This window comes from Ruegeria sp. BG9 (assembly GCF_056538305.1).
In genome coordinates this window covers 329,918-350,204 of sequence record NZ_JBQFSY010000003.1, presented here as the reverse complement: position 1 = coordinate 350,204, position 20,287 = coordinate 329,918, and the positions used below count along the sequence as shown (strand labels likewise).

The following is a 20,287-nucleotide window of genomic DNA, read 5'->3' as shown; positions in this document are numbered from 1 at the left end:
ATTCGCCGGGCGTGCCGGGTGCGCAAGGACGCACCCGGCTCGTGTTTTCCTAAGGCCATGTGCTTTGGCCAAAAATTGTGTTTAAATTCGAATAGAAAGGAGCCTCCATCATGAGCAGACGCCTGCTGATCGTCGAAGATGACGCAGATACACGGGACTTCATCGCGAAGGGTTTCAGCGAAGAAGGCTATGTGGTCGAGGTTGCCGCAGATGGCCGCGAAGGTCTGTATCACGCCACTGACGGAGGTTTTGACGCCATTGTTCTGGATCGGATGCTGCCCGGATTGGATGGCTTGTCCCTGATCAAATCCATGCGCGCTGCCGGGCTGAAAACGCCTGTCCTTATGCTGACTGCCATGAGCGCCGTTGATGAACGCGTCAAAGGTCTACGCTCCGGTGCGGATGATTATCTGGTCAAGCCGTTCTCGTTCCAGGAGCTTCATGCACGGATCGAGGCGCTGTTGCGCCGCCCGCAGGACGCCGAAGAAACACCAACCCTGACCTGCAAGGACCTTGAGATGGATTTGCTGACCCGCAAGGTCACACGCGACGGGCACGAGATCTCGTTGACCCCGCGAGAGTTCCAGATCCTAGAATTCTTCCTGCGCCGCAAGAACCGCGTTGTCTCGCGGACCATGCTGCTTGAGGGCGTTTGGGACTATCATTTTGACCCGAACACAAATGTCGTGGACGTCCACATCTCGAAACTGCGGCGTCAACTGGACGAAGGCGGAGATGTACCGCTGATTGAAACCGTCCGGGGCGCGGGTTACATGATGTCTGATGGATAACCTTCGGCTTTCGGTAAACAATTCCAGAACAAGACTTGTCGTCGCCAGCATGGTTCTCAGCACCATTCTGACGGCGACAGTGCTGGCTTTGGTCTATGTGACGGCCAATCGCAGCATCGAATCTGAGACACGTTCGGTCGTCTCGGCGGAACTGACCGGGCTTGCCGATGAATATGAGCGGCGTGGTCTCATTGGCCTTATCACCGCCATCGAACGCCGCCTGCCCAGTGCCTCGGAACGTGACGCGCTTTATCTTTTGACAGACCGGTTCGGCAACAAACTGGCGGGCAATCTCAAGCAATGGCCCGAGGACATCACGGCGGGCAGTGGCTGGGTCGATCTTGAGGTCCGCCGAGCCGACAATGACGAGCTGGTGCCCGTTTCTGCCGCCTCGATCCGCCTGCCGGGCGGCGAGCGTCTTATCGTCGGGCGTGACGCCGTTGCCCGTCAGCAATTTGACCGCGTCCTGCTGCGCTCGGTCGCGCTGGCACTTGCGATTGCCCTGCTTCTCAGCCTATTGACCGGATGGCTGTTTACCCGGCTGGTCTTTTCGCGCCTGTCCGACATCGCCAGCACGGCGGAGAACATTGTCTCGGGTGATCTGTCTCGCCGGATGCCTATACGCGGCACCGGTGATGAGTTCGATCAGGTCGCCGGGACCTTGAACACCATGCTCGACCGGATAGAAGAGCTGATCAGCAACCTGCGTACTACCTCGAACTCGATTGCGCATGACCTGCGATCCCCTCTTTCCCGGTTGAAACAAAGGGTCGAGGCGCTGTCTGACCCGGACAAGAGCGATCAGGACCGCGAGATCGACATCGCCCGGGCCACCACCGAGGTCGATCATGTCTTGCGCGTGCTGGGGCAACTGACCGAAATCTCACGCGCCGAGGCCGGGCTGGGGCGCGAACAGTTTGAGGATGTCGATCTGCACCAACTGGTTGCGGATGTCGTAGACCTTTATGAGCCGGTCGCGGCGGATCAGAATGTCCGACTTGAGGTGACAGGACAGGCCAACCCCATTCAGGGCCACCGCCCCCTTCTGTCGCAAGCTTTGTCCAACCTGTTGGACAACGCGTTGCGCTACGCGCCAGAGGATTCGACCATCACCGTATCCCTTGCAGAGGACACCACCTGCACCCGCGTCAGCGTGCGCGATGAGGGACCCGGCGTTCCGGAACAGGACCTACCTCGCCTGCAGCAGCCCTTCGTGACGCTCGACCCAGCGCGGACTGAGCGCAATGCCGGGCTGGGCCTTGCCTTGGTTGCTGCAATTTCACGGATGCATGGCGGCGCGTTCGAGGCTCGCAACTGCGATCCCGGCCTCGAAACTACGCTGAAACTGGCGCGCTAACTCGGGCGTCCGTTGATCGCCATGTTCTTGTTTTTATAGCGCTTATCCTCGGTCACATCCGCACCGAACCACGCAGGCGGCGTGTAGCCTTTCGCATCTTGCTCTGAGGTGAATTCGACCTCAACCAGACACAGCGGCGCCAGATCGCCTTCGAACACATCCAATTCAAACACATGCCCATCCGGCAGCGTGCCTGTGTATCGCACCTTCTCCACCCGCCGGCCTTCGGTCTCGGGCCAGAAGGTTTCGAACTGATCGGCTGAAATCTCAGCCTCCCGCTCGACCCGAACCAGACCACCCGCGCCTTTGAGGGTCAGGAAAAAGCTGTCATTCTTCTGCCGCAGGCGCATCTCCACCGAGTCCTCAGTGGCCGTAAGATACCCCTGCCGCACCACGGCCTTTTGGGTTCCTTCTAAATCAGGCAGTTCAGCGACCAGAAATTTGCGTTCGATTTCGATGCTCATTTGGATGCAACCACCCCGTTCTCCAATTCATCATAGAGTGCCTGGTAAGCAGCGCTGGCCGCACTGCGTGCAGCATAAGTGCTGACCGGAGCGCGATGCTGGCCCATTTTCTCGATGTCCGCGGTGAAGGGAATCGAGGTTTGCAGAAACCGTTTGCGGTATAGCCCGCGCATCTTCTCCATCGTGTCCTGATGCAGAATCTTGCGCCTCTGCACCATCGAGAAAAACGCCCTCAGCTTCTTTTTCCGCAACTTGTGCTCGTCGAAAAAGCTAACCAACTGATCGAATGTGCGTTCCGAAAGCGTCGTCGGGATTACCGGTACGACGATCTCATCAGCAGCGCGGAAGATATTCTCTGACAGGGTCGAGAAGTTCGGCGGGCAATCCAGAATGATCACGTCATAGTCGCTGCCTGCCGCGACCAGAGCCTTCTTTAAACGCGAGCGCTTGTTGCGCATCCGGGATAGGAACACGTCGAAGTCACGGAATGTCAGGTTGGCGGGCAACACATCCAAACCTTCGAAGTCACTGGCCCGGATGGCCTTGGTAAACCGTTCAACATCCTCAAAAAACCGCGCGTCTGTCAGTTTTTTCGACGGCTTGACCCGGAAGTAGAACCCCGAGGCCCCCTGCGGATCAAGATCGCATAAAAGCACCTGCTGACCCGCCTGCGCGTAGGCATAGGCAAGGTTCACCGAGGTCGCGGTCTTCCCGACCCCGCCCTTGTTGCTGTAGCAGGCAATGATCTTCATTCCTCACTCCTTTGTGTGGTGAAACAGGCTGCGGAAAAGATGCCGAACCTCCGGGCTGTCGAAATGCTGAAAGTTTGAAATCACGCGCGCACGCTCGGCCTTTTGGCGTTGGTCGAGAACAGCGATCAGGCCACCGGCGGCCAAACCAAGCTGCGCGTCCACGCGGCCTTGGGCGGTGCTTTGGTCGGCAACAAACGCCAGCAACGCCTCTTGCTGGACCGAGTAATCGTTGAACAGGCCCAGGTTATCTTGCAGCTTTTTCAGAGGTTTGAGGATCGTTTTGAAGTCCTTCGCATCGAACAGAGGCCCGAAGAACTCCATCAGATAGCGCAGTTTCTTGCAGTCGATCCGCAGGTCGTGGACGGTTTGATCCGGCGTCTCTTCACTGATGCTTCGGGCGAGTTTGCAGGTCTTGCGATAGCGTTTCCAGATCAGCGCGCAGGCATAGCTATAGGCACCTCGCTCCGCACTTGGGCCGGGCATCAGGGTTTCAGGGCTTGAGAATTTCTGCGCCAGATCGGACATCGCGGTTTCATAGGTCGCGCTGCGCAAATGCCGGGACAGACGGGACAGTTCCTTGGCACGCTCCTGTTCGAACCGGTCGAACATGGCCTGAACACCCGCATGAAGATTTTCCGGTACCAGACTGAGATACATATTTTTTTCCAGAAGATAGACATCCAGATCCCGCAAGCGCCCGGTTGGGGCCATCAGGTCCGAAAAGACCCTTTTCAACTCTGCCGTCTGCTGGTCTGAAAACACCCCTTTGAACAGGCTCACGACCGAGCGGATGCGCCGAAAGGACACTCGGTAGTCATGCAGAAATTCGGTATCAATATCCGCCACGATGCCAGCTTCATTCTGACGCGCGACGCTGAGATAGGTGCGGATCAGGTCGGTCGCGACCTCCAAGGACGGTTCTTGCGTGCCAAGCGCAATCTCCGGCTTGGCACGGTAACGCATCATGTCTGGAAACAGAGCGTCGAACAAGTCGTCAATACCGCCCGAAGACATCCTCTCAATACTGTCACAGGCCGCAGCAAAAGCGCGATCATAACCGCGCAGTTTTTGCAGCCAGACAAACGCTACCTGCCCGCGATCCGTGCGCAAGGTCAGGATATGCCCCCGAACCTGCGTCTTTTGCAGATCGTCGAGAATCGCAAGCGTGCCTTCCTCAACCTCGCCCGTGCCAATCGTCGTCAGGGCGCGCAAAGTAGGAAAGCCGCTCAGCGCCGCCTTCACCAGACCATCAGGCAGGTTCTGAACGAATTGCCCCTTGCCGTTGGCGTGCTGCTCTGAGACCTGCCCCTGCATGGAGACAAGCCGCAAGCTCCCTCTGCTCTCGAACAGGACCCGGCCCAAGCTGCGCAGCGACTGATCGTGGCAATCAAGCATAAGGGCAGGCGCGGCGCTGCCCATCTGGATATCGACAGTGTGACTAGGCAAAGCGCTCTCGAGCGCGGCCTGATCAAGCCCGCCGGGGAAGATGAAGAATCCGTTTATTCCCTGCGACACGTCTTCCCCCTGCCAGATCCTTCTACATATCGTCATGAGACCGTGAATTGCGCGCTGCATCAAGAACAAGATCAACCAAACCGGGGATTTGTGCGGGTGACAGGTTAAAAGCGTCCGGCTAAAACCAAGACATGTCTGATCCGGTCTCCTCCATCCGCAACCTCGGCCCCGCCTTCGAACAGGCCTGCACCCGCGCGGGCATCCATTCGGCGCAGGAGCTGCGGGAGCTGGGCGCCGATGCCGCCTATGCCAAGCTGTTGGCTGCAGGCACAAGGCCGCATTTCATCGGCTACTATGTGTTGGTGATGGGGCTGCAGGGCCGCCCTTGGAACGACTGCAAGGGCGAGGAGAAAAAGGCGTTAAGACAACGGTTTGACACGATCAAATCCGGCACCAAGGCGGCCCCGGAAAGCCAAATGGTCTCAGACCTGGATGCCATCGGAGTGCGGGTTGCAGCCCGCGATCTGAAGCAAATCTGAAACGAAAAAGGCCGCTCCAATCAGGAGCGGCCCAATCTGTTCACCAAGGTGACGGCTTAGCCGACCAGTTCGATGCCCGAGAAGAAGTAGGCAATCTCCACGGCGGCGGTTTCCGGAGCGTCCGAACCGTGGACCGAGTTTTCGCCAACCGATTCAGCGAACTCGGCGCGGATGGTGCCGGCGGCTGCGTCTGCGGGGTTGGTTGCGCCCATGACTTCACGGTTCTTTGCAATGGCGCCTTCGCCTTCCAGAACCTGAACAACGACCGGAGCCGACGACATGAATTCGCACAGTTCGTCATAGAACGGACGCTCGGCGTGGACTTCGTAGAACTTGCCAGCCTGCTCTTTGGTCATGTGGATGCGCTTTTGCGCAACGATGCGCAGGCCAGCTTCTTCGAACTTGGCGTTGATTTTGCCAGTCAGGTTGCGGCGGGTTGCATCGGGTTTGATGATCGAGAATGTGCGTTCCAGTGCCATGTCGGCCTCTCCTTACAATGTGGCGCCAGATGTGCGCCGAAATCCATCGCGCGCCGCCTAACATGGTCTGTGGCTCATGAAAAGTCTTATGATGCCTTGCCCCGTGCTTTGCGGTTCAGATTGTGTCAGGCAAAGGCTCTAGACGGTCGACACGGCGGACATAGAGCACCGCAAGCAGGCCGATGAAACTGCTGGCGCTCATCATGCCCAGAACCAGATACGGGCCGTTTTCGGCGTTGACGAATGCTCCGGTGATAGAGGTCAGCACGGCCCCAAGCGCGACGATCATCGCGCCGGAAAGACCTGCGGCGCTGCCTGCCAGTTTCGGGCGCACCGACATGACGCCAGCCGAAGCATTGGCGTTGGTCAACCCGTTGCCAAACCCCACGCAGATGGCAGAGCCGAAAAACACCCAGACCGAACCCATCTCGCCCAGAAACAAAAGCAACCCCAGCAAAGGGCCCGTCGAGGCCACAATTCGCCCAATTAGGATCATCGTGGTCAGCCGGGTCCTTGCAGCAATACGTCCGGTGATGAAATTGCCCACCATAAAGCCGCCGGTGATGATGCCAATGCCTAGGCCCAGCATCGCGGGGCTCAGATCGAACCACGCTGCAGCGACCAGCGGCGCGCCAGTGATAAAGCTGTAGAACCCCCCAATCGAAAACGCCGCGCAAAGGGCATAGCCCCAGAACCTGCGGGCGCGGAACAGGTGCGGGTATTCTCTCAGCTGTGCAGCGAAAGTTGAGGAGCGATTGATGTTGGTTTCGCCCATGTCGAACCAAAGCAAGGTCAATAGTCCCGCCCCCAACAGCGAATACAAAACGAAGCCTGCCCGCCAGCCAAAGAGCATATCAAGCGCCCCTCCCAGCATCGGCCCCAGCATCGGCGCGAGGGCCATCGCCATAGCGACATAGCCAAGTTTGCTGGCGGCCTCATTCGGTGGGTATTGATCCCGGATCGACGCGCTGGACAAGACCGAGCCGGCCACCACAGCGGCTTGCAACAGGCGGAAGCCAAGGAATAGCCAGATCGACTCGGCAAAGGCGCAACCGATTGAAGCGCAGACAAAGATCGTCATGCAGATCAGCAAGACCGGCCTGCGTCCGTAGCGATCCGACAGCGGCCCCATGATCAGCTGAAGTATGGCTGAAACCGCCAGATATCCCGCGACTGAAAGGTTCACGAGGCCATAGTCGACCGCGAAATCCTCGCTCATATGCGCCAGCGAAGGTAGGAACATATTCAGCGAAAGAACCGACAGCGCCGTAGCAAAGATCAGCGTGATCAAAGTTGGAGGCGTCTGGGCGGCGCGCATGGTCAAAACCGTTTCAAATTGGCAAACGAGAAAGCGCTAACACATCGCTGGTCAGTTGAACATGCTTAGCCGCTGGCGGCGGCATCACGGCTCTGCTAAGAGCGCGTCATGTTACGGATCGAAGACATCACCTACGCCGTTGAAGGCCGTCCCCTTTTTGACGGGGCCAGCGCGACCATCCCCGATGGCCACAAGGTTGGCCTTGTGGGCCGCAATGGCACCGGTAAGACCACCCTCTTCCGCCTGATCCGGGGGGAGCTTGCAGTGGAATCGGGCAATATCTCGATCCCGAAACGCGCCCGGATTGGTGGCGTGGCGCAAGAGGTACCCTCGTCCGATGTGTCGCTGATCAATACCGTTCTGGCCGCCGATACCGAACGCAGCGCGCTGATGGCCGAGGCGGAAAGCGCCGAAGACCCCTCTCGCATCGCCGATATCCAGACCCGCCTTGCCGACATCGACGCCTGGTCGGCCGAGGCGCGCGCGGCCTCGATCCTCAAGGGCCTGGGCTTTGATGACGACGACCAGCTTCGCCCCTGCTCGGATTTCTCGGGCGGTTGGCGGATGCGCGTCGCTCTGGCGGCGGTGCTGTTTTCGCAGCCCGATCTGCTGCTGCTGGACGAACCGACCAACTACCTCGACCTCGAAGGCGCGTTGTGGCTGGAGAGCTATTTGGCGAAATATCCGCACACGGTCATCATCATCAGCCACGACCGTGGGCTTTTGAACCGGGCTGTTGGCTCGATCCTGCATTTGGAGGATCGCAAGCTCACCTATTACGCGGTTCCTTATGACAAGTTCGCCGAGCGCCGTGCCGAACGTCTGGCACAAGCGGAGTCGGAGAACGCCAAGGCCAAAGCCCGCATCGCCCATCTGCAAAGCTTCGTGGATCGCTTCCGCTACAAGGCGTCCAAAGCTGTTCAGGCCCAATCCCGCCTGAAGATGATTGAACGCATCCAGCTGGTCTCTACCCCGCAAGAGGCCGCTTTGCGCGCGTTTTCCTTCCCCGAGCCCGAGGAACTGTCGCCGCCCATCATTCAGATCGAAGGTGGTGTAACCGGCTATGGCGAGGTCGAGGTTCTGCGTCGCCTGAACCTGCGCATTGATCAAGACGACCGGATCGCGCTGCTGGGTAAGAACGGTCAGGGAAAATCGACTCTGTCCAAGCTCTTGTCAGACCGTCTGCCCCTGATGGCCGGCAGAATGGCCCGCAGTAACAAGCTGCGGATCGGTTACTTCGCGCAGCATCAGGTGGATGAACTGTATGTGGATGAAACGCCTCTGGACCACCTGCGCCGACTGCGCCCGGATGAGGCGCCGGGCAAGTGGCGGTCGCGTCTGGCCGGGTTTGGCCTGAACGCCGATCAGGCCGAGACAAAGGTTGGGCGCTTGTCTGGTGGGCAAAAAGCCCGCCTTTCGCTGCTGCTCGCCACCATCGACGCGCCGCATATGCTGATCCTCGACGAGCCGACCAACCACCTTGACATCGAAAGCCGAGAGGCATTGGTCGAGGCGCTCACTGCCTATTCCGGTGCGGTTGTTCTCGTCAGCCACGACATGCACCTGCTGTCGCTGGTGGCGGATCGGTTGTGGCTGGTCTCGGACGGGACGGTCAAGCCGTTCGACGACGACCTCGAGGCCTATCGCGCGATGCTGTTGGCCCGGGACAAGCCAGTCAAAACAAAGCCGCAGGCTGCAAAGCCCAAGCGCCCGTCTCGTGAAGCGATGCTGGCCCTGCGCGCCGATCTGCGCAAATGCGAGGACCGGATCGAAAAGCTAACGAATATGCATGAGAAACTCTCGGCCAAGCTGGCGGATCCGGCGCTGTACGAGGATGACAGGATCAACGATCTTGAGACCTGGAACCGCAAATTCGCCGAGGTGTCCGAAGCCATGACAAAAGCCGAAGCCCTATGGGTGGCCGCAGCGGAACGCCTTGAGCAAGCTGAGAATGCCGCATGATGGACCTGGCCTTTTTCATTACAGCATTCACCACCTTGTTCGTGGTGATCGACCCGTTTGGCACCACGCCGATTTTCGTAGCGCTGACGCAGGACATGGATGCGAAGACTCGGCGCAAGACTGCCTTTCGTAGCTGCCTGACCGCCGTCTTCATCCTGATCGCCTTTGCCGCTTTTGGCGAGGCACTGCTGGGCTTTGTCGGGATCTCGATGGCCGCCTTTCGCGTTGCAGGCGGAGCTTTGCTGTTCCTCACCGCGCTGGACATGCTGTTCGACCGCCGCACCAAACGCCGCGAAGACCGGGCCGAGGAAGAGGAACATCCTGACCCGTCTGTCTTCCCTCTGGCCATTCCGCTGATCGCGGGGCCGGGTTCGATCGCGACGATCATCCTGCTAGCCGGTCAGCATCCCGGCGTGCTGGGCATTGTCGAGGCCTGCATCGTCATGCTTGCGGTGATGTCCGTTGTCCTGATCTTCTTTCTGGCTGGCGGGTTGATCGGCCGCATTCTAGGCAAGACCGGGCTGAACGTCCTGACCCGACTGCTGGGTATGTTGCTGGCGGCTTTGTCGGTTCAGTTCATTCTGGATGGCCTCAAGGCCTTTGGATTTGCGGCCTGACCCCCCATATACTGCTGTGTAGCGAGTAAGGATTTCGGCATGGACACCGACAATGTAATGCGTTTGGTCTACCTTAGTGTGCTGGGCACAGCCGTTGTGTTCTGGTTCCTGGCGCAGAACCGCCAATCGCTGAATAAAACCCTGCAGCAAGTCATGGCCTGGGTGTTCATCTTTGTCGGCGTCGTGGCCGTTGTTGGCCTGTGGGAAGATATCCGCACAACGGTCGGCCCTGCTCCGCAGATGACGGTGACAGGTGAGTCGATCGAGGTCCCCCGTTCGGCGGACGGGCATTACTATCTGCCGGTTCAGGTGAACGGAGAACCGATCACCTTTCTGGTCGATACCGGTGCTAGCCAGATTGTTCTCAGCGACAAAGACGCCAGACGCGCGGGGATCGACCCGAACCAGTTGAACTACTTTGGCCGCGCCCTGACCGCCAATGGAGAGGTTCGGACCGCTCCGGTGCGGCTGGACACGCTGACGGTGGGGCCAATCACCGACCAGAATGTCTCGGCCTGGATCAACGAAGGTGAGTTGCACAAGTCGCTTCTGGGCATGGACTACCTGCATCGTTTTTCGAATATCCAGTTCACCGATGGACGTATGATCCTGTCGCGCTAGGCATGTGTGACGCTTGAGAACAAAATGGGAACATGATATGAGTTACTCATGTCTGTTCAGCTTCTTGGTCAAAAGCCCGCGCGCGCCGCGCCGGGGGTAACTCTACAGGATAGAATCACCCTGCAACTGGGGCGCGTGCATGAAGGCTGCGGCCCCGCGCGGCGCAGCTTTGCCATGTGGCTGGCCGGTCAGATGCAAGGGCCGGTCCTATGGATTTCCCCTGCGTGGGAACCCGGCCAGTTGAACCCAGACGGGATGATGCCCTTTGCCGATCCCGCCCGGTTCATCTTTGTCCGCCCCACCCGCGCCGAGGACCTGCTGTGGTGCATGGAAGAAGCGCTGCGCAGCGGGGCCATCCCGCTGATCGTTGGGGATCTGCCCGGCGCGCCGGGGCTGACGCCCGTGCGCCGGATGCATCTGGCCGCCGAACAGGGCGGCACCATGGGGCGGGCCCCGCTAGGCCTGCTGCTGACGCCCGGTGATGGAGGTGCGCAAGGGATCGAGACTCGCTGGCACATGGCCGCCGCGCATCAGGGCGAGGCGCGCCGCTGGACCCTGACCCGCCGCCGCGCCCGTGCCTTGCCTCCGGCCCGTTGGACGGCCACGCAGATCAAACCGCGCGCCGGATTACAGCTTGAAAAGATCGCCGCCGTGGACTGAGCGCAGCAGATCACGCATTTTTTTGTTGGCCCAAGGGGTCGCGCGCCCTAGCGTCCGGTCATGAGAGATTTGACCCGACGTACCGTTCTTGCGGGGCTGGCGACCCTACCCTTCGCCCAAACGCTGCATGCAGCGCTCAGCCCCTATGCCCTGTCGGAAAGCGATACGAAGGTTGGTTTCAGCTTCGATCTGTCCGGCGTCGCGCAAAGCGGTACCATGCCGATCCGGACAGCGGATGTTCAGGTGGATACAACCCGCCTGCAGAACAGCCGGGTTCAGGTGGCATTGGACGTGAGCAAAGCCAAAACCCGCCTACCCTTTGCGCGCGCGCCCATGCTCAGTCCCAGTGTACTGGACGCCGAAAGCCATCCGACCATCACCTTCGTCTCAACCGAGATCGAGCTTGGGCAGGATGGACGCATCTCGGACGGGGCCCGTATCACCGGGGACCTGACAGTTCGGGGTGTGACGCGTCCGATCACTTTGGAAGCCAGCCTCTACCGGCCACAGGGAACAGCGGCGGGTGATCTGGATCGCCTGTCGATCAGCCTGAAGGGAGCGCTGAACCGGCACGACTTTGGAGCCTCGGGCTATCCTGATCTGGTGAATGACACCGTCACACTGGACATTCGCGCCGAAATCAGCCGCCTCTGACCAAAGGCGAAAGTTCAAAAACGACTCCTTGACGTCGAATAGCTGCGCGCATTGTTTGAAAGCCTCGCCAAGGTGGACCCATCATGCGCACGATCATTTCCTTTGCCGCCCTGTTCCTTTCGGTCATTCTGCTGCAATTGTCGACCGGCGGCGTTGGGCCGCTTGATGCCATTTCCGGCATCACGCTGAATTTCACGACCGAGCAAATCGGTCTGCTAGGCTCGGCGCATTTCATCGGTTTCTTTGTCGGCTGCTGGTGGGCTCCGCGTCTGATGGGCAGCGTCGGGCATTCCCGCGCCTTTGCGGTCTGCACCGCACTGGGCGCGATGGGCCTGATTGGCCATACACTGACCGAAAATCCCTATGTCTGGGCGTTCCTGAGGATCGCATCCGGCACCTGTGTCGCCGGGTGTTACACGGTGATCGAGGCATGGCTGAACGCGAAAGTCACGAATGAGACTCGCGGGCGCGCCATGGGCACCTATCGCATCGCCGATATGGGTGCATCGCTGTGCGCGCAGTTGATCATCGCGGTCCTGCCGCCTGCCTCCTACGTCTCGTACAATCTGCTAGCGATCCTGTGCTGCGCCTCCTTGCTGCCGCTGACCCTGACACGCGCCAGCCAACCCGCAACCCCCGACGCGCCGCGCCTGCGCCCCAAACTGGCCTGGCGCAGCTCTCCTTTGGCGGTTGCCGGAGTCATCGTTGCTGCGCTCAGCTCTGCCTCATTCCGTATGGTCGGCCCCGTCTACGGACAAGAGGTTGGGCTGGGCATAGATCAGATCGCCTTCTTCCTCGCCTCGTTTGTTCTGGGTGGCGCGATGGCGCAGTATCCGATGGGGTGGCTTGCGGACAAATACGACCGGCGCTGGGTATTGATCTGGCTGTCTGCCGCTGCGGTGCTGAGTTGTGGAATAACCATGATGGCCAGCAACACAGGAACGCTCGGGGTGATGCTGGCGGCATGGGTTTTCGGCTTCACCACCTTCCCGATCTTTTCGGTCTCCTCGGCTCATGCCAACGACTTTGCCACCACTGAACAACGGGTCGAGCTGTCTGCGGCACTGATGTTCTGGTACGCGCTGGGCGCGATTGCCTCGCCCTACATCTCCTCCACTCTGATCGAGAAATTCGGCCCGGGTGCGCTGTTTGCCTTTGTCGCTGTTGGTCATTTGGGTCTGATAGCCTTTGGTCTGGCCCGGATGCGTTCACGCCCCACCCCAGAGGAGCGGACGAACTATGTCTATGCCCCCAGAACGTCCTTCACGATTGGGCGCTTGTTAAAACGCTCGCGCGAGGAATAGAGAAAGGGCCGGGACACCCTTGGTGCTATTGTTCTACGGATTGGAGATCTGTTCTATCGGACAGTCCGACCAGCACGAAACGGTCAAGGAGTCTGTCCCGCAGAACAAGAACGTCCGTGCCTTGCTCAAGCGTGTCTCGGTCCTGCAACGGCTCTGCTTGTATGTAATGGGGATTGCCGAACCGATCCATGACGCGCACTTCTGCCGGTCGTCCGCGAGAGGCAGCGCCTTGCGTCACCACACCAATGCGCTGTGCCAGCACCCGTTCAGGCACCCAGTCCGTTTTCGCTTTCGGCATCAGACGGGTAAAGGTCGGGCCAAACCGGCGCGCAAACCACAGGCCAAAAACACCCGCCGGGATAGTCGCCAACCCAACAGGCAAGTCGGAGCCCAAAAGGTCCTCCACGATCAGTTGAACGCCAATCCCGACAACAGCAAAACCGACCAGCAGGACCACCAGCCAAATCATGATCGGCACATCGCCAATCCCCAGCTGCGTCAGTGTTCCTTTCACAGAGGCAGCAGGAACCTCGGCCTCGATCTCGGCCAGTTCCAACGCACCCAGATCAATGCCGGCTTCGCTATCGAGATCAAAGTCCGCAACAGTAGGACCAGGGGCTTTCGGGTCAGCTAGACCTTCACTGGCCAGAAGACTTCCATCAAAAAGCGCGGCGATGAGCTCGGCCCCCAACAGGCCAAACAGCAGCGCAAGCGCCATCGTAAAAGGCGTGAATGCGCTTTGGAGGAGAAAATCGAACATAAACAAACACCATGAAATCGCAGTTCATTTGCATGCAACAGGCGCAGAACGTCGTACAATAAGATCAAAAGGCCGGAAATCCATTGGCCACCTGAACGGTAGCGCCCTCCCGTGCCGGAATACAATCGACAATTTAGTCGCGGGGCTTTTTTTCCACCGCAACCATGGTTTTCGTGTCTTCCATGACAAACCCGGTCTTTTGCTGATCGGTTACATAAGGTAGACGGGCGCGCAGACAGTTACGTGGACACGCAAAATGGCTCGGATTCTCATCACCTCGGCGATCCCCTACATCAACGGGATCAAGCACCTCGGCAACCTGATCGGCTCGCAATTGCCTGCCGATCTGTACGCACGTTACCAGCGTGGCCGGGGGAACGAGGTCATGTTCCTCTGCGCCACTGACGAACACGGCACCCCGGCCGAACTGGCCGCGGCCAAGGCAGGCAAGCCCGTCGCGGAGTACTGCGCCGATATGTATTCGGTACAGGCCGATATCGCCAATCGCTTTGGCCTGAGCTTTGATCACTTTGGACGCTCGTCCAGCGAACAGAACCGCCACCTGACGCAGCACTTCGCAGGCAAGCTGGATGAGGCCGGTCTGATCCGTGAGGTCAGTGAAAAGCAGGTCTACTCGAACGCCGATGGCCGGTTCCTGCCGGATCGCTATATCGAAGGCACCTGCCCCAACTGCGGCTACGACCGTGCGCGCGGTGACCAGTGCGAGAACTGCACCAAGCAGTTGGACCCAACCGATCTGATCGAGCCGCGCAGCGCAATCAGCGGCTCGACCGACCTTGAAGTGCGTGAAACCAAACACCTGTATCTACGCCAATCGGCGATGAAGGATCAGCTCGATGCGTGGATCGACAGCAAGACGGACTGGCCGATCCTGACCACATCCATTGCAAAGAAATGGCTGCATGACGGAGACGGGTTGCAGGATCGCGGCATCACCCGCGATCTGGACTGGGGTGTTCCGGTCAAGAAAGGCGATCAGGACTGGCCGGGTATGGAGGGCAAAGTCTTCTATGTCTGGTTCGACGCACCGATCGAATACATCGCCTGCGCCAAGGAATGGGCCGACGCGAATGGCAAGACGGATGCGGATTGGGAACGCTGGTGGCGCACCGACAAAGGTGCGGACGACGTGCGTTACGTGCAGTTCATGGGCAAGGACAACGTCCCCTTCCACACGCTGTCTTTCCCAGCCACCATTCTGGGTTCAGGCGAGCCGTGGAAGATGGTCGATCACCTTAAGTCCTTCAACTACCTGAACTATGACGGCGGTCAGTTCTCGACCTCGCAGGGCCGCGGCGTGTTCATGGATCAGGCGCTGGCCATTCTGCCCGCCGATTACTGGCGCTGGTGGCTGCTGAGCCATGCGCCGGAAAGCAGCGACAGTGAGTTCACGTGGGAGAATTTCCAGCAATCGGTAAACAAAGACCTCGCCGACGTTTTGGGCAACTTCGTCAGCCGGATCACCAAATTCTGCCGCTCGAAATTCGGCGAAGCCGTGCCCGAAGGCGGGACATTCGGCGCGCGCGAACAGGAACTTATCGCCGACATCACCCGCCGCGTCCGCGCCTATGAAGGCCACATGGAGGCCATGGAAGTCCGCAAATCCGCGCAAGAGCTTCGGGCGATCTGGGTGGCCGGTAACGAATATCTGCAATCCGCAGCCCCGTGGTCGACCTTTAAGGAAGACCCCGAACAGGCGGCAGCACAGGTGCGCCTTGGCCTCAATCTGATCCGCCTCTATGCGGTTCTGAGCGCGCCCTTTATTCCCGACGCTTCAGCCAAGATGCTGAGTGCAATGAATACGCTGGATACAAGCTGGCCCGAAGATGTCGAGGCCGCGCTGAACGCCCTGCCCGCAGGTCATGCGTTCTCGGTACCTGATGTCCTGTTCGCCAAGATCGCCGACGAGGACCGTGAAGAGTGGCAGGAGAAATTTGCGGGTACGCGCGACTGACACAAGCTGCATGAAGTTCTGAAACGGGGGCCTCGACGGCCCCCTTTCTTTTGGGCCCTTCAAATAGCACGAACCCCGTAAACCGGTCTGGTTGCACGGGATTTTCGCAACCCACCAACCATCCCAACCTTTCAATCACCTTGAGATATGTTTGCAAAACGGCCATCCTGCCCTCAAGTTCTGCCGACTCGTCGCTTTTTAAGGCTGCGAATAGGCTCAGTTTTTTGAAATGTATGAGGCTTTTGACATGTCCGTCGCTCTGAAGCAGCCCCGCAACCGGTCTCGTGGTGCTGTCACCGCACTGTGCCGCCCTCTAGTCATTTTGTCATGCATCGGTTTTGGCTATCCGGCACTTGCGCAAGACGAAAGTGAAGCGCCCGCCGCAAAAGTGTCGATCGCCGCAGCCTACACCGAAGAGATCACCGACGAGGCAAGCTTTATCGGCCGTGCAGAAGCCATCAATAAGGTCGACATCGTCGCGCGCGTCAGCGGATTTCTTGATAGTCAGGAGGTCGAAGATGGCGCCCTGGTGACCGAGGGCGATCTGCTGTTCAAGATCGAACCGGACCTCTATGAGGCGACGCTTGAGGCGCGGAAAGCAGATCTTGACCGCGCCGAAGCCAATTTGGAGCTGGCCAAGGTCGATCTCGCGCGGAAAGAGGAACTCTTTAGACGCGACGCAACCCCAGAGTCAGAACGTGACATCGCGCGTGCCAACGAACTGGTCGCCGAGGCCGAGGTCAAAGCCGCAAACGCCGCTATTCAGCAAGCTGAGCTGGACCTCAGCTATACCGAGATCCACGCGCCCTTTACCGGTCGCCTAGGCCGGGTCACCACGAGTGTAGGCGATGTGGTTGGCCCCACGAACCCACCGCTGGTTAACTTGGTCAGCGAAGCGCCGATATATGTAAACTTTTCCTTGAATGAGAAACAGTTTACCTCGGTTCTTCAACAGGTTGGTGAAAGTGCTGCCTCTCTGGCGGAAAGCAACAAAAGCCCCAATGTGCATGTCATTCTGCCGAACGGAACCGAGCTGGATGAAACCGGTGAGATCGTCTTTGTCGACAACCGCATCGATCCGCTGACCGGCGCCATTACGGTGCGGGCCGAGTTTGACAATACAGATCGCCTGATCATCGACGGCGCGTTTGTCAATGTGCAGATCGAGGCACTGGAGCCGACCCTTCAGGTCCTGATCCCTCAGGCAGCATTGCAGCGTGACCAGCGCGGCGAGTTCGTACTGGTTGTCAATGACCAGCAGATGGTCGAACAGCGCTATATCACGACTGGCGACTCCGTGGGCACGGCCATCATCGTCTCGGAAGGTCTGCGCGAAGGTGAAAGCGTGATTGTCGAGGGCCTGCAACGCGTGCGCCCCGGCGTGGCGGTGGACGCGGTTGTCGCGTCCGAGCAGCCGGGAGAATAAGGCATGTTCTCAGCCCTGTTCATCAGCCGGCCCAAGCTGGCGCTTGTCATTTCTCTCGTCCTGACGATCATGGGCAGTATCGGTTATATGGTTCTGCCGGTCGCCCAGTTCCCGGACATTACACCTCCGGTGGTCAGCGTCTCGACCACCTATACCGGCGCCAATGCCGAGACCGTAGAAAACACCGTCGCCGCGCCAATCGAGGCGCAGGTCAATGGTGTGGACGACATGATCTATATGACGTCGACCTCTTCCGACAACGGCTCCTATTCGTTGAACGTTACCTTTGAGGTCGGCACTGACCCCGATATCGCCTCGGTCAACGTGCAGAACCGCGTTGCCCAGGCCATGTCATCACTTCCGTCCGAGGTAACCTCATCCGGCGTGGTGACGCAGAAGGCATCGACCAACATGCTGTTGCTGGTCACTCTGACCTCGCCCAATGGCACTTATGACAGCGTGTTTCTGTCCAACTATGCCTCGATCAACCTGAAAGACGCTCTGGCGCGGGTTCAAGGTGTGGGTAAAGCGGATGTTCTGACCAATCTGGAATACGCCATGCGGATCTGGATGGATCCCGACCAGATGGCTGCTCTGTCGATCACGCCCGGCGATGTGATCAATGCCATTCGCGAACAGAATATCGAAGTCTCCGCAGGCTCCATCGGTGCCCCTCCGGTGCCCGAGGGACAGACCTTTCAATACACGATCAAAACCAAAGGGCGCCTGACATCGGCAGAAGAATTTGGTGACATCGTAATTCGAACGGGTGACGCCGGTTCCATTGTGCGCGTACGTGACATTGGACGCGTTGAATTGGGTGCCGAATACTATGCGGCGTCAGGCTATTTCGATGCGGTGCCTGCGACCGTGATCGGCATTTACCAGGCTCCCGGCGCTAACGCGCTTGCTGTATCCGAGCGTGTGCAGGCCGAGCTTGACCGCCTGTCCCGGTCCTTCCCCACAGACGTGGAATACAGTGTTCCCTTCAACACCACCGACTTCGTTGAAGCTTCGCTGAACGATGTGGTCTCGACCCTGATCCTGACGTTCATTCTGGTGATCTCGGTCGTGTTCGTTTTCCTAGGCAGTTGGCGAGCGACGATCATTCCAGCGGTGGCGATCCCGGTCTCGTTGATCGGGACATTCGCCTTCCTACTGGCCTTCGGAATGTCACTGAACACGATTTCGCTTTTCGCCTTGGTTCTGGCCATCGGGATCGTGGTGGATGACGCCATCGTGGTTGTAGAAAACGTCGAGCGGATCATTGCGGATGAGGGGCTGCCCCCAGCCGAAGCGACCCGAAAAGCGATGGGCCAGATCACTGGCCCTGTTATCGCGACGACGCTAGTTCTGCTGGCCGTTTTCGTACCGGTAACCTTTATGCCTGGTATCTCGGGCAGGCTGTACTCGCAGTTTGCCGTGACCATTTCGACGGCGGTTGTGATCTCGTCCATCAACGCTCTGACGCTTTCGCCAGCCCTGTGTGGCCTGGTTCTTCGCGCACGCTCTGGCCCGCCAAAAGGGCTGCTGGCGCTGTTTGAAGGTCTGATCGGAACCGTCCGAAACGGCTATGTCGCCATCGTGCGTAAACTGCTGATCCTGCCGATTGTCGCGCTGGGTGTGATTGTCGCCTTGGGGATGGGAACCGGGACGATCATGTCCAACACCTCCAGCGGATTTATCCCGCTTGAGGACAATGGCTATCTGTTCGTGGATATCCAACTGCCCGATGCCGCCACGCTGGAGCGGACCGAGACGATCTCGGCCCGTGTGGACGAACAGATCCGCGAAATTCCGGGCGTTGCCAGCACCGTTCTGATCAATGGCTTCTCGCTGCTGAACGGCACCACGACCAACGGTGCGGCGATTTTCGTCAACCTCGAAAACTGGGCCGACCGGCAGGAAGAAGACCTGAGTGCCGACGCCATCCTCGCCAAGGTGCTTGCGATTGCGAACGGTGAATCCGCGGCTTCGATCGTGGCCTTCAACCCGCCGCCCATTCAGGGCCTCGGCATGTCGGCCGGTGTCGAGATGGAGGTGCAACAGACAGGTGGTGGCTCGCCTCAGGATCTGGCTTCGGCTGTTGGCTCATTCGTTTACGCGGCGAACCAGCGGCCCGAGATCGGCCAATCATACACGACCTTCCGCGCCAACGTTCCGCAGCTTTTTGTTGATCTGGATCGGGAAAAGGCCAAGACCCTGCAGGTCTCGGTCGCCGAGATTTTCCAGACGATGCAGGCGCAGCTGGGGTCCTACTACGTGAACGACTTCAACCTGTTCGGTCGTGTCTACCGCGTGATGATTCAGGCTGATGGCACCTATCGCGACAATGTCGAAGATATCTCGAACCTCTATGTCCGCTCGCAACAGGGTGAGATGGTTCCACTGGGCACATTGATTGACGTGGAAAACGTGTTGGGACCGGTCTTGCTGAAGCGGCACAACCTGTTCCGGTCGGCCACGGTGACGGCGGTGCCCGCTCCGGGCCTGTCCACCGGTGACGCGATCAATGTGATGACCGAGGAATCGGCCACTGCCCTGCCCCCCGGTTACGCCTTCGAATGGACCGGCACAGCACAGCAGCAGCTGGCCTCGGGCGGTCTGGTCATCGTGATCCTTGGGCTGGCGATCCTGTTTGGCTACCTGTTCTTGGTGGGCCAATATGAAAGTTGGACCTTGCCGGTGTCGATCCTGCTGTCGGTGATTGTCGCCCTGTTCGGTGCGGTCGCGGCCGTGGCGATCGTGGGCAGTGACATCAACCTCTATACGCAGATCGGGATGATCATGCTGGTGGGGCTTGCCTCAAAGAACGGCATTCTGATCGTCGAGTTCGCGATGGAGCAACGCGCCAAAGGCCTTTCGATCAAGGACGCCGCAGCCGAGGCCGCCTATCAGCGTTTCCGAGCTGTGATGATGACGGCGCTGTCCTTCCTATTGGGGGTTGTCCCGCTATTAGCCGCCAATGGCGCGGGGGCGGCAAGCCAGAAGGCCATCGGTGTCGCCGTGTTCGGCGGCATGCTGGCCGCCACATTGGTCGGCGTGATCCTCGTGCCTGTCCTCTACGCCCTGATGCAGGGGCTGCGGGAATGGATCAAGGGCAGCAAGAATGATCCCGGCCCGTCCGAGGAAACCGCCTAAGAAAAAGCCCCG

At 59.2% G+C, this 20,287-nt stretch carries 18 protein-coding genes; 12 read left to right on the top strand and 6 right to left on the bottom strand.

Going from position 1 to position 20,287, the window contains the following annotated elements:
- Nucleotides 1-110 precede the first annotated feature (110 nt).
- Both ACR0I8_RS07570 and ACR0I8_RS07565 read left to right on the top strand, forming a co-directional pair.
- Entirely contained in the window at nt 111-791 is a 681-nt protein-coding gene (locus ACR0I8_RS07570; RefSeq protein WP_170376721.1) for a response regulator transcription factor, read from the top strand.
- Nucleotides 784-2,148 carry a sensor histidine kinase gene (locus ACR0I8_RS07565; protein WP_170690031.1) on the top strand — a complete coding sequence of 455 codons (1,365 nt, stop codon included), beginning with the start codon at nt 784-786 and terminating at the stop codon, nt 2,146-2,148. The genes ACR0I8_RS07570 and ACR0I8_RS07565 overlap by 8 nt, the downstream gene beginning before the upstream one ends.
- Here ACR0I8_RS07565 and ACR0I8_RS07560 read toward each other — a convergent pair.
- Genes ACR0I8_RS07560 through ACR0I8_RS07550 form a run of 3 tightly spaced genes read right to left on the bottom strand, consistent with a single transcriptional unit; the run spans nt 2,145 to nt 4,879 of the window.
- Complete coding sequence (locus tag ACR0I8_RS07560) at nt 2,145-2,612, bottom strand: CYTH domain-containing protein (RefSeq protein WP_170690029.1); 468 nt, start codon at nt 2,610-2,612, stop codon at nt 2,145-2,147. The two genes, ACR0I8_RS07565 and ACR0I8_RS07560, sit on opposite strands and share 4 nt — an antisense overlap.
- Nucleotides 2,609-3,364, bottom strand: coding sequence for an AAA family ATPase (locus ACR0I8_RS07555; RefSeq protein ID WP_170690027.1), 756 nt, complete (start codon nt 3,362-3,364; stop codon nt 2,609-2,611). The genes ACR0I8_RS07560 and ACR0I8_RS07555 overlap by 4 nt, the downstream gene beginning before the upstream one ends.
- Before the next feature lie 3 nt (nt 3,365-3,367).
- On the bottom strand, nt 3,368-4,879 hold the full coding sequence (locus tag ACR0I8_RS07550; RefSeq protein ID WP_170690026.1) for a CHAD domain-containing protein: 1,512 nt from the start codon (nt 4,877-4,879) through the stop codon (nt 3,368-3,370).
- Between the two features lie 131 nt (nt 4,880-5,010).
- Between ACR0I8_RS07550 and ACR0I8_RS07545 the strand changes: the two genes are divergently transcribed.
- The gene (locus ACR0I8_RS07545; protein WP_170690024.1) at nt 5,011-5,358 is read left to right on the top strand and encodes a TfoX/Sxy family protein; all 348 of its coding nucleotides are present in this window, start codon (nt 5,011-5,013) and stop codon (nt 5,356-5,358) included.
- A 56-nt stretch (nt 5,359-5,414) separates the two neighbouring features.
- Here the strand turns inward: ACR0I8_RS07545 and ndk are convergent, their stop codons facing one another.
- Both ndk and ACR0I8_RS07535 read right to left on the bottom strand, forming a co-directional pair.
- The gene (gene ndk / locus ACR0I8_RS07540; protein WP_155143779.1) at nt 5,415-5,837 is read right to left on the bottom strand and encodes a nucleoside-diphosphate kinase; all 423 of its coding nucleotides are present in this window, start codon (nt 5,835-5,837) and stop codon (nt 5,415-5,417) included.
- 115 nt (nt 5,838-5,952) lie between these two features.
- Nucleotides 5,953-7,155: a multidrug effflux MFS transporter gene (locus ACR0I8_RS07535; RefSeq protein WP_170690023.1), complete on the bottom strand. Its 1,203-nt coding sequence runs from the start codon at nt 7,153-7,155 to the stop codon at nt 5,953-5,955.
- Nucleotides 7,156-7,263: 108 nt separating this feature from the next.
- Between ACR0I8_RS07535 and ACR0I8_RS07530 the strand changes: the two genes are divergently transcribed.
- The 6 genes from ACR0I8_RS07530 (at nt 7,264) to ACR0I8_RS07505 (ending at nt 12,973) form a co-directional block, all read left to right on the top strand.
- The gene (locus tag ACR0I8_RS07530) at nt 7,264-9,117 is read left to right on the top strand and encodes an ABC-F family ATP-binding cassette domain-containing protein (protein WP_170690021.1); all 1,854 of its coding nucleotides are present in this window, start codon (nt 7,264-7,266) and stop codon (nt 9,115-9,117) included.
- Nucleotides 9,114-9,734 (top strand): MarC family protein, encoded by a 621-nt coding sequence (locus ACR0I8_RS07525; RefSeq protein WP_170690020.1) that lies wholly within the window; start codon nt 9,114-9,116, stop codon nt 9,732-9,734. Before ACR0I8_RS07530 ends, ACR0I8_RS07525 begins: the two co-directional genes overlap by 4 nt.
- A 39-nt stretch (nt 9,735-9,773) precedes the next feature.
- Entirely contained in the window at nt 9,774-10,355 is a 582-nt protein-coding gene (locus tag ACR0I8_RS07520) for a TIGR02281 family clan AA aspartic protease (protein ID WP_170458005.1), read from the top strand.
- 48 nt (nt 10,356-10,403) lie between these two features.
- Nucleotides 10,404-11,015 (top strand): hypothetical protein, encoded by a 612-nt coding sequence (locus tag ACR0I8_RS07515; protein WP_170690018.1) that lies wholly within the window; start codon nt 10,404-10,406, stop codon nt 11,013-11,015.
- Between the two features lie 60 nt (nt 11,016-11,075).
- On the top strand, nt 11,076-11,669 hold the full coding sequence (locus tag ACR0I8_RS07510; protein WP_170690016.1) for a YceI family protein: 594 nt from the start codon (nt 11,076-11,078) through the stop codon (nt 11,667-11,669).
- Nucleotides 11,670-11,752: 83 nt separating this feature from the next.
- A complete protein-coding gene (locus ACR0I8_RS07505) occupies nt 11,753-12,973 on the top strand; it encodes an MFS transporter (RefSeq protein WP_170660363.1) in 1,221 nt (406 codons plus the stop codon).
- A gap of 25 nt (nt 12,974-12,998) precedes the next feature.
- Here the strand turns inward: ACR0I8_RS07505 and ACR0I8_RS07500 are convergent, their stop codons facing one another.
- Entirely contained in the window at nt 12,999-13,733 is a 735-nt protein-coding gene (locus ACR0I8_RS07500) for an OB-fold-containig protein (RefSeq protein WP_170690014.1), read from the bottom strand.
- Nucleotides 13,734-13,989: 256 nt separating this feature from the next.
- Here ACR0I8_RS07500 and metG point away from each other — a divergent pair, with 256 nt between their 5' ends.
- The 3 genes from metG (at nt 13,990) to ACR0I8_RS07485 (ending at nt 20,275) form a co-directional block, all read left to right on the top strand.
- A complete protein-coding gene (gene metG, locus ACR0I8_RS07495) occupies nt 13,990-15,708 on the top strand; it encodes a methionine--tRNA ligase (protein WP_170690012.1) in 1,719 nt (572 codons plus the stop codon).
- Nucleotides 15,709-15,955: 247 nt separating this feature from the next.
- Nucleotides 15,956-17,134: an efflux RND transporter periplasmic adaptor subunit gene (locus ACR0I8_RS07490; RefSeq protein WP_170690010.1), complete on the top strand. Its 1,179-nt coding sequence runs from the start codon at nt 15,956-15,958 to the stop codon at nt 17,132-17,134.
- Between the two features lie 3 nt (nt 17,135-17,137).
- Entirely contained in the window at nt 17,138-20,275 is a 3,138-nt protein-coding gene (locus ACR0I8_RS07485; RefSeq protein WP_170690009.1) for an efflux RND transporter permease subunit, read from the top strand.
- Nucleotides 20,276-20,287: the final 12 nt, after the last annotated feature.

What these genes read in the sequence shown, in the direction of transcription:
- ACR0I8_RS07485 (WP_170690009.1), top strand. Translation starts at nt 17,138, where the DNA reads ATGTTCTCAGCCCTGTTCATCAGCCGGCCCAAGCTGGCGCTTGTCATT.
- ACR0I8_RS07570 (WP_170376721.1), top strand. Translation starts at nt 111, where the DNA reads ATGAGCAGACGCCTGCTGATCGTCGAAGATGACGCAGATACACGGGAC.
- ACR0I8_RS07505 (WP_170660363.1), top strand. Translation starts at nt 11,753, where the DNA reads ATGCGCACGATCATTTCCTTTGCCGCCCTGTTCCTTTCGGTCATTCTG.
- ACR0I8_RS07520 (WP_170458005.1), top strand. Translation starts at nt 9,774, where the DNA reads ATGGACACCGACAATGTAATGCGTTTGGTCTACCTTAGTGTGCTGGGC.
- metG (WP_170690012.1), top strand. Translation starts at nt 13,990, where the DNA reads ATGGCTCGGATTCTCATCACCTCGGCGATCCCCTACATCAACGGGATC.
- ACR0I8_RS07500 (WP_170690014.1), bottom strand. Translation starts at nt 13,733, where the DNA reads ATGTTCGATTTTCTCCTCCAAAGCGCATTCACGCCTTTTACGATGGCG.
- ACR0I8_RS07535 (WP_170690023.1), bottom strand. Translation starts at nt 7,155, where the DNA reads ATGCGCGCCGCCCAGACGCCTCCAACTTTGATCACGCTGATCTTTGCT.
- ACR0I8_RS07555 (WP_170690027.1), bottom strand. Translation starts at nt 3,364, where the DNA reads ATGAAGATCATTGCCTGCTACAGCAACAAGGGCGGGGTCGGGAAGACC.
- ndk (WP_155143779.1), bottom strand. Translation starts at nt 5,837, where the DNA reads ATGGCACTGGAACGCACATTCTCGATCATCAAACCCGATGCAACCCGC.
- ACR0I8_RS07525 (WP_170690020.1), top strand. Translation starts at nt 9,114, where the DNA reads ATGATGGACCTGGCCTTTTTCATTACAGCATTCACCACCTTGTTCGTG.
- ACR0I8_RS07530 (WP_170690021.1), top strand. Translation starts at nt 7,264, where the DNA reads ATGTTACGGATCGAAGACATCACCTACGCCGTTGAAGGCCGTCCCCTT.
- ACR0I8_RS07565 (WP_170690031.1), top strand. Translation starts at nt 784, where the DNA reads ATGGATAACCTTCGGCTTTCGGTAAACAATTCCAGAACAAGACTTGTC.
- ACR0I8_RS07560 (WP_170690029.1), bottom strand. Translation starts at nt 2,612, where the DNA reads ATGAGCATCGAAATCGAACGCAAATTTCTGGTCGCTGAACTGCCTGAT.
- ACR0I8_RS07490 (WP_170690010.1), top strand. Translation starts at nt 15,956, where the DNA reads ATGTCCGTCGCTCTGAAGCAGCCCCGCAACCGGTCTCGTGGTGCTGTC.
- ACR0I8_RS07510 (WP_170690016.1), top strand. Translation starts at nt 11,076, where the DNA reads ATGAGAGATTTGACCCGACGTACCGTTCTTGCGGGGCTGGCGACCCTA.
- ACR0I8_RS07515 (WP_170690018.1), top strand. Translation starts at nt 10,404, where the DNA reads ATGTCTGTTCAGCTTCTTGGTCAAAAGCCCGCGCGCGCCGCGCCGGGG.
- ACR0I8_RS07545 (WP_170690024.1), top strand. Translation starts at nt 5,011, where the DNA reads ATGTCTGATCCGGTCTCCTCCATCCGCAACCTCGGCCCCGCCTTCGAA.